This is a genomic window from Streptomyces sp. NRRL F-6676, assembly GCF_000725625.1.
Lineage (GTDB): Bacteria > Actinomycetota > Actinomycetes > Streptomycetales > Streptomycetaceae > Streptomyces.
In genome coordinates this window covers 174,744-187,260 of the sequence record NZ_JOHS01000014.1, presented here as the reverse complement: position 1 = coordinate 187,260, position 12,517 = coordinate 174,744, and the positions used below count along the sequence as shown (strand labels likewise).

The window sequence follows — 12,517 nt, the reverse complement described above, 5'->3', positions numbered from 1 at the left end:
CCCCCCGCACGTGAGGAGGCGGCATGGCCTCACCCATGTCCGCGACCGCGTTCCTGCACGCGCTCAGGGACGAGGGCGTCACCGTCGTCGAGGTCGGCGACTGGAAGCACCACAACCGCAACCACAAGGGCCCCTGGGGGCCGGTGAACGGCGTGATGATCCATCACACGGTCACCTCGGGCGCCGCCGCCACGGTGGAGCTGTGCCGCAAGGGCTACTCGGGGCTGCCGGGGCCGCTGTGCCACGGGGTGATCACCAAGGACGGCGTGGTCCACCTCGTCGGGTACGGCCGCGCCAACCACGCCGGGCTCGGGGACGACGACGTGCTGCGCGCGGTCGTCGCCGAGAAGGCGCTGCCGCACGACAACGAGGCGAACACCGACGGCAACCGGCACTTCTACGGGTTCGAGTGCGAGAACCTGGGCGACGGCGAGGACCCGTGGCCGAAGGCGCAGTTGGAGGCCATCGAGCGGGTCTCGGCGGCGGTGTGCCGGCACCACGGGTGGACGGAGCGGTCCGTGATCGGGCACCTGGAGTGGCAGCCGGGGAAGACAGACCCGCGGGGGTTCACCATGGCGTCGATGCGCAAGCGCATCGGGGACCGGCTGAAGTAGGCGCGCCGGCGCGTACGGGCACGGGGCCCGCCGCCTGTCGCCCGCCACGCGCGCGTGGCGGGTGCGTGCGCGGCCCTCGGGACGCACACGGACAATGGCCGGATGACCGGCCCCCACGTCCCCGACACGTCCGGCGCGCCCGGTCCGCCGGACGTCGCCGCCCTGCGCCCCCGGCTGCCCTCGCCCCTCCAGGACGTCGAGGACGAGCGGTTCGGGCGGCACGGTGTGCGGCTCGTGCTGAAGCGGGACGATCTGATCCACCCGGAGATCGTCGGCAACAAGTGGCGCAAGCTCGCGCCCAATCTCGCCGCGGCGGCCGGGCGGCCCGTGGTCACCTTCGGCGGCGCCTACTCCAACCATCTGCGCGCCACCGCCGCCGCGGGCCGGCTGCTGGGGCTGGAGACCGTGGGGGTGGTGCGCGGGCAGGAACTGGCCGGGCGGCCCCTCAACGCCTCCCTGGCGCGCTGCGCGGCCGACGGGATGCGGCTGCACTTCGCCGACCGGGCGGCGTACCGGCGCAAGGCGGAGCCGGAGACGCTGGCGGCCCTGCTGCGTGCGGCGGGCGCCGAGGACGCGTACGTGGTGCCCGAGGGCGGCAGCAACTCCCGTGCCGTGCGCGGCTGCCGGACCCTCGGCGAGGAGCTGCGCGGCCGCGCGGACGTCGTCGCCGTGGCGTGCGGCACCGGCGGCACGCTGGCAGGGCTGGCGGCGGGGCTGGGCCCGGGGCAGCGTGCCCTGGGTGTGGCGGTGCTCAAGGGCGGTTTCCTGGCCGCCGAGACGGCCGCCCTCCAGGAGCGGGCGTTCGGCGGCAGGCGCGGCGACTGGTGGCTGGAGGACCGCTTCCACTGCGGCGGCTACGGCCGTACGACGCCCGCCCTCGAGGCGTTCGCACAGGACTTCGAGGAGCGGCACGGGCTGCCCGTGGAGCGGCTGTATGTGGCCAAAATGCTGACCGGGCTCCTCACGCTGACGGAAGAGGGTGTCTTCCCGCGCGGGACGACGCTCGCGGCGGTGGTCACCGGCCGCCCCTTCCCCTGAAGCCCGCGGGACGGCTCAGGTGGTCTCCCGGTACGCCGCCGCCTCCTCCAGGTCGAGGCGGCGCAGCAGGGTGCGGAGCATCTCGTCGTCGATGTAGCGGCCGTCGCGGAGCCTGACGAACATCTCCCGTTCGGCGCCGATCATCTCCCGGGACAGCCGGCGGTAGGTGTCGTCGACGCTCTCCCCGGTGACCGGGTTGACCGAGCCCAGGCGCTCCCAGACGGCGTTGCGGCGGCGCTCCATGACCTCGCGCAGCCTGTCGGCCAGGGGCGGCGGCAGGGCGTTGCGCTCGTCGGTGAGGAGGTCGTGCAGGCGCTGTTCGGCGGCGCGGGAGGCCTGCGCCTGGGCGTTGGCCTCGGCGAGTGTCTCGCTCTGCGGGTCGGGCCGGGGCAGCCGGAGCCGGCGGATCAGCGGGGGCAGGGTGAGGCCCTGCACCACCAGGGTACCGATCACGGTGGTGAACGTCAGGAAGAGGATCAGGTTCCGCTCGGGGAAGGGGGCGCCGCCGTGCACGGTGAGCGGGACGGAGAAGGCGACGGCGAGCGAGACCACGCCGCGCATGCCTGCCCAGCCGATGATGAGCGGGCTCTTCCAGGTGGGATTCTCCTCGTTGCGCCGCACGCGGGCGGAGAGCGCCCGGGGCAGGAAGGTGCTGGGGAACACCCAGGCGAAACGGACGGCGACGACCACCAGGAAGAGGACGACCGCGTAGACCGCCGCCCTGGTGCCCTCGTTCTCGCCGAGCCCCTTGAGGACGACGGGAAGCTGGAGTCCGATGAGCGCGAACACCGAGGACTCCAGCAGGAACGCCACCATCTTCCACACCGCCTCCTCCTGGAGCCGGGTGGCGAAATCGACCTCCCAGTTGTGGTGGCCCAGGTAGAGGGCGACGACGACCACGGCGAGCACTCCGGAGGCGTGCAGCTGTTCGGCGACCGCGTAGGCGACGAACGGGATGAGCAGGGAGAGGGTGTTCTGGAGCAGCGCCTCCTTGAGGCGGGTGCGCAGCCAGTGCAGGGGCACCATGAGGAGCAGTCCGACGACGACTCCGCCGACCGCGGCGAGCAGGAACTCCTCCAGGCCGTCGGCCCAGGTGGCGCCCTCGCCGACGGCAGCGGCCAGCGCCACCTTGTAGGCGGTGATCGCGGTGGCGTCGTTCACCAGGGACTCGCCCTGGAGGATCGTCGTCAGCCGGGAGGGCAGTCCGAGCCGGCGGGCCACCGCGGTCGCCGCCACCGCGTCCGGAGGTGCCACCACCGCGCCCAGCACCAGGGCGGCGGGCAGCGGCAGCCCCGGGATCAGCAGGTACGCCGCCCAGCCGACGGCCAGGGTCGCGAAGAGCACGTAGCCGACCGACAGCAGCATGATCGGCCGCCGTTGGGCCCGCAGGTCGAGGTAGGAGCTGTCGCTGGCCGCCGTGTAGAGCAGGGGCGGCAGCAGCAGCGGCAGGACGATCTCGGGGTCGAGCCCGTAGCCGGGCACTCCGGGGGCGTAGGAGACCGCGAGTCCGGCGGCGACCAGGAGGAGCGGAGCGGGGACGGCCGTGCGCCGGGCCGCCCCGGCGACCGCGGCACTGCCCGCGACCAGCAACAGCAGTGGGAATACGTGCATCGTCCTGCGCCCGCCCTCATTCTCCGCGCGGTCCCCCGTGGGCCCGTCGTAACCTGGCAATCATGAAACAGTGCACGCACACCGACGCGCTGCCGCACCCCGAACCCGCACCGTCGCACGAGACGTGCCAGGAGTGCCTCGCGGAGGGCACGCACCCGGTGCAGCTGCGGATGTGCCTGGGGTGCGGCCATGTGGCCTGCTGCGACTCCTCGCCCAACCGGCACGCCACGGCGCACTACAAGGAGAGCGGGCACCCCGTCATGCGCACGTTCGAGCCCGGGGAGGACTGGCGCTGGTGCTTCGTCGACCACGTCCTCGTCTGAGCGTCCCGATCCGGTCGCCCCGTGTGCGACCCTGAGCCGGACGGTTCGGCGGTCTGACGTCTGGGTACGTCAATCCGGCGCGCGCTCTTCCCAATTGGGCCCGCCCACCCCCTAGCCACTGTGCGTGTTCGCGTGTTTACTATGAGTGACAGCAAGGGGCTGGGGTCCCGGGGACAGAAAACGCCGAGCGCGGTAGCGTCACCGCTGCACCAGTGGTGCGCCACCCGAGGGGCGACCCTCGGCCCCCAGAATGCTTGTACCACCTTGGAGGTGAGGGTGTCCCAGATCGCAGGCGATCCCGCGACCCAGGACTTCGTGGAAGTCCGGCTGCCGGCTGCCGGGGCCTACCTGTCGGTGCTGCGCACGGCCACCGCCGGTCTCGCGGCCCGTTTGGACTTCACCCTCGACGAGATCGAGGACCTGCGCATCGCAGTCGACGAGGCCTGCGCGATCCTGCTCCAGCAGGCCGTGCCCGGCTCGGTGCTCAGCTGTGTCTTCCGGCTGGTCGACGACTCTCTCGAGGTCACGGTGTCGGCCCCGACCACCGACGGCCACGCCCCGTCGCGCGACACGTTCGCCTGGACCGTGCTGTCGGCCCTGGCGGGCAAGGTCTCCTCGGCGGTCTCCGACGACAAGGTCGTGTCCATCAGCCTCTACAAACAGCGCGGCGCGGGACCCGGGCCGGCGTGACGAACGGGGACGGGCCGGTGCGCAACGAAGAGCGCGGCACACGGAAACCGCCCGCGGAGGGCGACGGCGGCCCGGGCGGGCCGCCGCGCGCGGCGGACGGCATCGACGGCATCCCTGAGCAGGCCCGGCCGCATCCGGAGGACGAGTCCTCCGCGGTCGGTGTCCCGGCCGGCGGACAGCGGGCGCAGGAGGGCGTCTCCCGGGGCGCGCCCGCACCGGCGTCGATCGGGGTTCTCCCTGTTCCAGCGGGGTCGGGAGCTCGGGGAAGGGTGACGGGCCAGACGATGAGCGAGCACGAGCGGAACGCCGAGCAGGGCGTGCGGGAGACCCCGCAGCACACGGAGCACGCCCCGCACGGGCAGCACGCACAGCACGCGCAGCACGACCCCACGGACCGCAGCGGCGCGCGGGCGATGTTCGTCGAACTGCGCGCCCTGCCGGCGGGCAGCCCGGAGTACGCGGAGCTACGCAACCGGCTGGTCCGGATGCATCTGCCGCTCGTGGAGCACCTCGCGCGCCGGTTCCGCAACCGCGGCGAGCCGCTGGACGACCTCACGCAGGTCGCCACCATCGGGCTGATCAAGTCGGTCGACCGGTTCGACCCCGACCGGGGCGTGGAGTTCTCCACCTACGCGACGCCGACGGTGGTCGGCGAGATCAAGCGGCACTTCCGCGACAAGGGCTGGGCGGTGCGCGTCCCGCGCCGGCTCCAGGAACTGCGCCTGGCGCTCACCACGGCCACGGCGGAACTCTCCCAGCTGCACGGCCGCTCCCCCACGGTGCACGAGCTGGCCGAGAAGCTGGCCATCTCCGAGGAGGAGGTGCTGGAGGGCCTGGAGTCCGCCAACGCGTACTCCACGCTGTCGCTGGACGTCCCCGACACCGACGACGAGTCCCCGGCGGTCGCGGACACGCTCGGCGCGGAGGACGAGGCGCTGGAGGGCGTCGAGTACCGCGAGTCGCTCAAGCCGCTCCTCGAGGACCTCCCGCCGCGTGAGAAGCGCATCCTGCTGCTGCGGTTCTTCGCCAACATGACCCAGTCGCAGATCGCGCAGGAGGTCGGCATCTCGCAGATGCACGTCTCCCGCCTGCTGGCCCGCACGCTGGCCCAGCTCCGGGAGAAGCTGCTGGTGGAGGAGTAGCAGGGGGCGGCGCGTCGGGAAGGGGGCGGGCCCCGCGTCGGCGTACTACTTCGGTTCGGCGCGGCCCGGGCCCTTGATGCCCAGTGCCTTCGTCGTCGCGGGGTTGACCAGCAGGACCAGCGCCGTGATCGCCACCACCGCGAGGACGATGCCCGCCGGGATCGCCACACTGTCGGCCTGGAGCAGGCTGTAGGCCACCGGCAGCGCCATGATCTGCGTGATCACGGCCGGCCCCCGGCTCCAGCCGCGCCGCAGCAGCAGCCCGCGCGCGGCCAGCAGCGGCAGCAGCGCGAGCACGACCAGCGTGACGCCGCCGGTGATCCCCGTCTGCCGGTCGCCGGAGTCGCCGGCCGCCCCCAGGACGAGCATCCACACCCCGCCGGCGGCCAGGGCGAGCCCTTCCAGCGCGCACAGCGCCGCCGCGGCCGTCAGTCGCGCGGGACGCGGGCCGACGGGACCGTCGGGCTTCTCGGCGGCGGGGTCGGTGTCCGGGGCGGATCTCTGCTCAGAACTCACCCTTGAAGGGTAGCCCTGGCGTGCGGGCCCATTCCGGGCCGCCGGGTGTCCTGCGCCGAGCCGCTCCACGGACCGTTCCCCGGGCCGTTCTGCGGTCCGTTCCCCGGCCCGTTCCGAGGGCCGTTCCGAGGGCCGAGGACACCCTCGGGCTGGGCCGAGTACCACCCGGTAGGTAACCTGCATCGCATGCGTGCACTTCTCGTGGTCAATCCGGCGGCAACCACCACAAGCGCACGTACGCGTGACGTCCTGATCCACGCGCTGGCGAGCGAGATGAAGCTCGAGGCGGTCATGACCGAGTACCGCGGCCATGCCCGCGACCTCGGCCGGCAGGCCGCGGAGAGCGAGGACATAGACCTGGTCGTCGCCCTCGGCGGCGACGGCACGGTCAACGAGGTCGTCAACGGCCTGCTGCACCACGGCCCCGACCCCGGCAGGCTGCCCGGCCTCGCCGTGGTCCCGGGCGGCTCCACCAACGTCTTCGCCCGCGCCCTCGGTCTGCCCAACGACGCCGTGGAGGCCACCGGCGCCCTGCTCGACGCGCTGCGCGAGGGCAGCCAACGCACCGTCGGCCTCGGCCGGGCCTCCGGTGTGCCCGGCACGGACGACGAGTCGGTGCCGGCCCGCTGGTTCACCTTCTGCGCGGGGCTGGGCTTCGACGCGGGCGTGATCGGCCGGGTCGAACAGCAGCGCGAGCGGGGCCGGCGGTCGACCCATGCGCTGTATCTGCGCCAGGTCGTCCGTCAGTTTCTGGACGAACCCCACCGTCGGCACGGAACGATCACACTGGAGCGGCCCGGCGAGGAGCCGGTCACCGATCTGGTGCTGTCGATCATCTGCAACACCTCGCCGTGGACGTTTCTCGGCAATCGCCCGGTGTACGCGTCACCTAAGGCCTCGTTCGATACCGGGCTCGACATCCTCGGGCTCAGCCGTATGTCGACGGCCGCGGTTGCCCGGTATGCGACCCAGTTGCTCACTTCGTCCCCCGAGCGCGGACCCCGTGGGAAGCACGCGGTGTCGCTGCACGACCTGACGGACTTCACCTTGCATTCGAAGGTGCCACTGCCCCTCCAGATGGACGGCGACCACCTCGGACTGCGTACCAGCGTGGCGTTCACAGGCGTACGCCGTGCACTGCGTGTGATTGTGTGAGCAGAACGGGCCAAAGTCCTTTCACTCGAACGTTTAGGCCAGGGTCCACCCCTTGGAAGTACGGCTGTGACCTAGTCGACACCAAGGAATCAAAAAAAACTTTCCGGAAGGGGTTGTATCCGCCGCTGAGGTTTGCGAGTCTCTACGTGGCGCTCGGGACGGCACGGCAACACCGGCCCCCCTAAGAGCCCGAATCCCTCCTCGAAACCAGGACCGCCGCAGTGTGGCTGACGGTCGGCCCTTCACTTGTCGGGGGATTCGTGAAAGCGTTCACATTCACAAGCAACCGCACGTAATACCAAGGAGAGGTAGCAGCCATGGACTGGCGTCACAACGCCGTTTGCCGCGAGGAAGACCCCGAGCTGTTCTTCCCCATCGGCAACACCGGTCCTGCGCTGCTGCAGATCGAGGAAGCCAAGGCCGTCTGCCGGCGCTGCCCCGTGATGGATCAGTGTTTGCAGTGGGCGCTCGAGTCCGGTCAGGACTCCGGCGTCTGGGGTGGTCTCAGCGAGGACGAGCGCCGCGCCATGAAGCGCCGCGCCGCCCGCAACCGGGCCCGTCAGGCCTCCGCCTGACACACCCACCCCGTACGAGCCCGAGCCCGGCGGCGCGTGCAGCGAGCACGCATCTCCCGCCCCCGAGCCGCAGCGCGCAGTACCCCCGATGCGCTTGAAGCAAGCAGCAGTTCGAGCCCCGGACCTTCTGGTCCGGGGCTCGCTGTTTTCCACGACCCCGCGCCGGCCCGGACTGCTCCCGGCCGCACCGGGCTACTTCTGGGCCCGGACCGGGACGTCCAGGATGACGCGGGTGCCGTGTCCGCTCGCCGCCGGGACCATGTCGAAGGTGCCGCCCAACTCCCCCTCCACCAGGGTCCGGACGATTTGCAGGCCGAGGTTGCCCGAGCGGTGCGGGTCGAAGCCCTCGGGCAGGCCCACCCCGTCGTCCTGCACGGTGACCAGCAGACGGGCCTCCTTGGACGTGCCGCCGCGGACCGCCGAGACCTCGACCGTGCCGGTCTCGCCCGGGCCGAAGCCGTGCTCCAGTGCGTTTTGCAGGACTTCGGTGAGGACCATGGAGAGCGGGGTGGCGACCTCCGCGTCCAGGATGCCGAAGTGTCCGGTGCGCCGGCCGGTGACCTTGCCCGGGGAGATCTCGGCGACCATGGCGAGCACCCGGTCGGCGATCTCGTCGAACTCCACCCGCTCGTCCAGGTTCTGAGACAGCGTCTCGTGGACGATGGCGATCGAGCCGACCCGGCGGACGGCCTCCTCCAGCGCCTCCCGGCCGCGCTCGGAGTCGATGCGGCGGGCCTGGAGCCGCAGCAGCGCGGCGACCGTCTGGAGGTTGTTCTTGACCCGGTGGTGGATCTCCCGGATGGTGGCGTCCTTGGTGATCAACTCGCGCTCGCGGCGGCGCAGTTCCGTGACGTCCCGGAGCAGGACCAGGGAACCGATGCGCACACCCTTGGGCTTGAGCGGGATGGCGCGGAACTGGATCACTCCGTCCCTGGCCTCGATCTCGAACTCGCGCGGCGCCCAGCCGCTGGCCACCTTGGCCAGCGCCTCGTCCACCGGGCCCCGGGTGGGGGCGAGTTCGGCCGTCGTCTGCCCGAGGCGGTGGCCCACGAGGTCGGAGGCGAGGCCCATGCGGTGATACGCGGACAGGGCGTTGGGCGAGGCGTACTGGACGATGCCGTCCGCGTCCAGCCGGACCAGGCCGTCGCCGACGCGCGGGGCGGCGTCCATGTCGACCTGCTGGTCGGGGAAGGGGAAGGAGCCGGCCGCGATCATCTGGGCGAGGTCGGAGGCGCTTTGCAGATAGGTCAGTTCGAGGCGGCTCGGGGTGCGCACGGTGAGCAGGTTGGTGTTGCGCGCGATGACGCCGAGGACGCGCCCCTCGCGCCGTACGGGGATGGACTCGACGCGGACCGGGACCTCCTCGCGCCACTCGGGATCGCCCTCGCGGACGATGCGCCCCTCGTCCAGGGCGGCGTCGAGCAGCGGGCGGCGGCCGCGCGGGACGAGGTGGCCGACCATGTCGTCCTGGTACGAGGTGGGGCCGGTGTTGGGGCGCATCTGGGCGACCGAGACGTACCGCGTGCCGTCGCTGGTGGGGACCCACAGGACGAGGTCGGCGAAGGAGAGGTCGGAGAGCAGCTGCCACTCCGAGACCAGCAGGTGGAGCCACTCGAGGTCGGAGTCGCCGAGGGCCGTGTGCTGGCGTACGAGTTCGTTCATGGAGGGCACGTGCCGAGCGTACCCGGGGGTGCGGACACTGCCCGCATTCGCCCGATTCGGGGGCCGGAGGCACCCGCGGGCCGCGGCGCCTGGGAGGGACCCTCAGCCCTCCCGGCACCGCAGCCCGGAGCAGCATCGGCCGTGGGTGTGCGGTCCCGTTCGGCCGAAGGTGAGGAGCCGGAGCAGTCAGGGCAGAGAGCGCCGGTTCCTCGGTCCGCCCTCCTGTGCGGGGAGGACGGAAGTGCGGTCGTCGGCCGGTTCGTGGCCCGTCCGCGCGTCCGTTCGAAGTGGGGAAGCGTGGACTAGACCATGCCTGGCCAAGGCCCATTGTCGCTGGCCGCACGCGCGTGTGTCCATGCATGACGGGATGTTTCTTTCGCCTTTTCCCGCACGTCGCGTCGGGTGGGCATGGTGTGCGCGCGGGGTCTTCGCGGGCCCTGCCCCGGCGGAGGCCGCTCTGCTAGATTGGTCTAAACCACATAGCGACCCTCTCGGCAGATCGGCAGGCCAGCGTGGAAGTTGTCATCGTCCCCGACGCCGCGGCGGGCGGCGAGCTCGTCGCGGAAGCCGTCGTCCGGCTGGTCGGACGCAAGCCCGACGCCCTGCTCGGCGTGGCGACCGGATCGACCCCCCTGCCCGTGTACCAGGCCCTCGGGGCGAAGGTGCGCGCCGGTGAGGTGGACACCTCCCGGGTGCGGATCGCCCAGCTCGACGAGTACGTGGGGCTGCCGGCCGAGCACCCCGAGTCCTACCGCTCCGTACTCGCGCGCGAGGTGCTCCGGCCGCTCGGGATCGGCATGGACGCGTTCATGGGGCCCGACGGGACGGCCGAGGACGTGCAGGCGGCGTGCGAGGCGTACGACGCGGCGCTGGCGGGGGCCGGTGGGGTGGACCTGCAACTGCTGGGGATCGGGACGGACGGGCACATCGGGTTCAACGAGCCGTGCTCGTCGCTGGCGTCGCGGACGCGGATCAAGACGTTGACGGAGCAGACGCGGGTGGACAACGCGCGGTTCTTCGACGGGGAGATCGCCCAGGTGCCGCACCATGTGATCACGCAGGGGATCGGGACGATCCTGGAAGCGCGGCATCTGGTGCTGCTCGCCACGGGCGAGGGGAAGGCGGACGCGGTGGCGGCGACGGTGGAGGGGCCGGTGGCGGCGGTGTGCCCGGCGTCGGCGTTGCAGTTGCACGCGCATGCGACGGTGGTGGTGGACGAGGGCGCGGCGTCGAAGCTGAAGCTGGCGGACTACTTCCGGCATACGTTCGCCGACAAGCCGGCCTGGCAAGGGATCTGAGACCACCTCGCGGCCGGAGGGAGGCGCCCCCGGCCTCGGGGCCGGGGGCGCCTCCCTCCGGGTGGGCGAAGACTCCGCGCTCCGCCGGGTCACCCTCCGCCGGCGGGCCTTTCGCCGGCCGGGTCTTCGCCGGCCGTGCCTTCGCCGGTCAGCCCTTCGCCGGGATGACGAAGGAGACCATGGAACGGGCCGGGACGTCCGCGGTGAGACGACCGCCCACGCCGCGCACCGGGGCCTGGGCGCTCAGATGGTTGCCCTCGTTCGTCAGGTAGCGCTCGACGGAGACGCCGTTCACGCCGGGCAGTGCCAGGGTGGTCGAGGCCTGCTCGTGGCCGTTGTTGATGACCTGCACGGCGATCGACCCGTCCTGGTTCCGGAACGCGCTCACGCCCAGCAGGGAGTTGGGGTTCTTCGTCCCGATCCGGTGTGCGCCGGGCTTGACGAACCGGCTGAACTGGGCCATGGCCCACAGCCGCGCGGAGGCGTCGGCCTTGCCGTCCTTCAGCTGGATCAGCGCGCTGTTGCTGCCCGTGTTCTCCGCGCCGATCCAGTACAGGAAGGCGCTGACGTTCCCCTCGGTGAAGGAGTCCTGGATCTTGTTGGCCCACTCCAGGCCCTCGCCCGCCTTGCCGATGGCGTCCCAGTGGTTGTTCCAGTCGCCGTCCAGGTCGGCCCACTCCGACTGCCAGGTGGGCTTGTCGGTGCTCAGCGGCGAGGACGGCTCGCTCTGGTAGCCGTGGCCGACGACGGTGTCGACGTACTGGTCGGCGCCCGGCACCGACTTCATCTCCTGGAGCATCTCCTCCTGGTCACGCCAGCCGGTGGCCTCCCCGAAGGCGATCTTCGTCTTCAGGTCCGACTTCTCCAGCAGGGGGCCGAACACCTTCAGGAAGTCCGCGGCCTGGTAGCCGTCGGAGCGCATGCTCGCGTACTCGGTGGTGAGGTCGGGCTCGTTGGTGAAGCCGACGTGGGTGACGTCGATGCCCTCCTGCGCGTAGAACTTGAGGTACTGCACGAGGTACTTGGCGTACGCGGCGCGCCAGTCCCCGGTGGCGCAGTCCGTGCCGCGCACGCCGCACAGCTCGCCCCCGTTTCTGTCGTCGCCGTTGGTCTTCATGTAGCCGGGCGCGCTCCAGGCGTCGGCGTAGACGTTCTTCACGCCGTACTTCCGCGCCTGCTTGGTCAGCCACACCTGACCGTTGTCGTCGCCGTCCCAGACGTAGTGCGGGGTGGCGCCGGGGGAGCCCGGGCTCGCGGGCTCGATGGACTTCATCCAGTCCTGGTCGTCCGAGGGCGAGGAGCCGATGCCGTTGCGCAGGATGGTCAGGCCCGCGCCCTTGTCGTCGCTGAAGAGGAGGTCGAGCACCTGCTGCCGGGTGTCGGGAGAGAGGTTCTGGATCTGGCGGGCGCGCTGGAAGGCCTCCGAGAAGCCGAAGCCGTCGACGACCTGGTACCGCTGGTGCGGGTCGACCGTGATGGTGGTCCGATCCGCCACCTGCGCCGGGGCGGCGCCGGCCTGTGCCGGGCCGGCGCTCAGGGTCGTCGCGCCGAGGGCGAGGAGGCCGGTGAGGACGGTGGCCGCCCTGACGCTCCGGCGGGACCGCGACGTCGTGATGCTCTGCATACCTTGCACACACCTTCGTTCCGGTGGAATCGACGGAGAACGCCGCCGTACGGTCGCACAATCGCCTAGCGCGCAACGGGGGTGCCGGGCGGCGGGTATTACAGTGGTGCGCTCTTCCGGCCGGAAGGCTCTTTCACGTTATGAGCAATTTCTCGGGCCGGTCAACCGTGTTCCGGAATTTATTGGGGAATTACCGATTCGCCGAAATCAGGGCAGGCCTCGGCGCCGGCCGGTTCCCCGTGTCGCACGGCGGAACAGGCCGGTCGGCC

General features: G+C 71.6%; 12 protein-coding genes. 8 read left to right on the top strand and 4 right to left on the bottom strand.

Annotated elements, in window-relative coordinates; translation table 11 throughout:
- Nucleotides 1-23 precede the first annotated feature (23 nt).
- The gene (locus tag IO29_RS12150; RefSeq protein ID WP_030379393.1) at nucleotides 24-614 is read left to right on the top strand and encodes an N-acetylmuramoyl-L-alanine amidase; all 591 of its coding nucleotides are present in this window, start codon (nucleotides 24-26) and stop codon (nucleotides 612-614) included.
- Between the two features lie 102 nt (nucleotides 615-716).
- A complete protein-coding gene (locus IO29_RS12145) occupies nucleotides 717-1,652 on the top strand; it encodes a 1-aminocyclopropane-1-carboxylate deaminase/D-cysteine desulfhydrase (protein ID WP_030379392.1) in 936 nt (311 codons plus the stop codon).
- 15 nt (nucleotides 1,653-1,667) lie between these two features.
- On the opposite strand, the gene IO29_RS12140 is transcribed toward IO29_RS12145, so the two are convergent.
- A complete protein-coding gene (locus tag IO29_RS12140; protein ID WP_030379391.1) occupies nucleotides 1,668-3,263 on the bottom strand; it encodes a Na+/H+ antiporter in 1,596 nt (531 codons plus the stop codon).
- A gap of 62 nt (nucleotides 3,264-3,325) precedes the next feature.
- Here IO29_RS12140 and IO29_RS12135 point away from each other — a divergent pair, with 62 nt between their 5' ends.
- The 3 genes from IO29_RS12135 (at nucleotide 3,326) to IO29_RS12125 (ending at nucleotide 5,418) form a co-directional block, all read left to right on the top strand.
- Entirely contained in the window at nucleotides 3,326-3,586 is a 261-nt protein-coding gene (locus IO29_RS12135; RefSeq protein WP_006142327.1) for a UBP-type zinc finger domain-containing protein, read from the top strand.
- A 276-nt stretch (nucleotides 3,587-3,862) separates the two neighbouring features.
- Nucleotides 3,863-4,276, top strand: coding sequence for an ATP-binding protein (locus IO29_RS12130; protein WP_006142326.1), 414 nt, complete (start codon nucleotides 3,863-3,865; stop codon nucleotides 4,274-4,276).
- Nucleotides 4,273-5,418: an RNA polymerase sigma factor SigF gene (locus IO29_RS12125; RefSeq protein ID WP_030379390.1), complete on the top strand. Its 1,146-nt coding sequence runs from the start codon at nucleotides 4,273-4,275 to the stop codon at nucleotides 5,416-5,418. Before IO29_RS12130 ends, IO29_RS12125 begins: the two co-directional genes overlap by 4 nt.
- Nucleotides 5,419-5,463: 45 nt before the next feature.
- Here the strand turns inward: IO29_RS12125 and IO29_RS12120 are convergent, their stop codons facing one another.
- A complete protein-coding gene (locus IO29_RS12120) occupies nucleotides 5,464-5,934 on the bottom strand; it encodes a hypothetical protein (protein ID WP_030379389.1) in 471 nt (156 codons plus the stop codon).
- Nucleotides 5,935-6,120: 186 nt separating this feature from the next.
- On the opposite strand from IO29_RS12120, the gene IO29_RS12115 reads away from it, so the two are divergent.
- Nucleotides 6,121-7,089: a diacylglycerol/lipid kinase family protein gene (locus IO29_RS12115; RefSeq protein WP_030379388.1), complete on the top strand. Its 969-nt coding sequence runs from the start codon at nucleotides 6,121-6,123 to the stop codon at nucleotides 7,087-7,089.
- Nucleotides 7,090-7,406: 317 nt separating this feature from the next.
- The gene (locus tag IO29_RS12110; protein WP_006142322.1) at nucleotides 7,407-7,664 is read left to right on the top strand and encodes a WhiB family transcriptional regulator; all 258 of its coding nucleotides are present in this window, start codon (nucleotides 7,407-7,409) and stop codon (nucleotides 7,662-7,664) included.
- A gap of 192 nt (nucleotides 7,665-7,856) precedes the next feature.
- Here the strand turns inward: IO29_RS12110 and IO29_RS12105 are convergent, their stop codons facing one another.
- Complete coding sequence (locus tag IO29_RS12105) at nucleotides 7,857-9,326, bottom strand: sensor histidine kinase (protein ID WP_030379387.1); 1,470 nt, start codon at nucleotides 9,324-9,326, stop codon at nucleotides 7,857-7,859.
- A 512-nt stretch (nucleotides 9,327-9,838) separates the two neighbouring features.
- Between IO29_RS12105 and nagB the strand changes: the two genes are divergently transcribed.
- Complete coding sequence (nagB, locus tag IO29_RS12100) at nucleotides 9,839-10,624, top strand: glucosamine-6-phosphate deaminase (protein WP_030379386.1); 786 nt, start codon at nucleotides 9,839-9,841, stop codon at nucleotides 10,622-10,624.
- 148 nt (nucleotides 10,625-10,772) lie between these two features.
- Here the strand turns inward: nagB and IO29_RS12095 are convergent, their stop codons facing one another.
- A complete protein-coding gene (locus IO29_RS12095) occupies nucleotides 10,773-12,248 on the bottom strand; it encodes a glycoside hydrolase family 30 protein (RefSeq protein ID WP_030379385.1) in 1,476 nt (491 codons plus the stop codon).
- Nucleotides 12,249-12,517 lie beyond the last annotated feature (269 nt).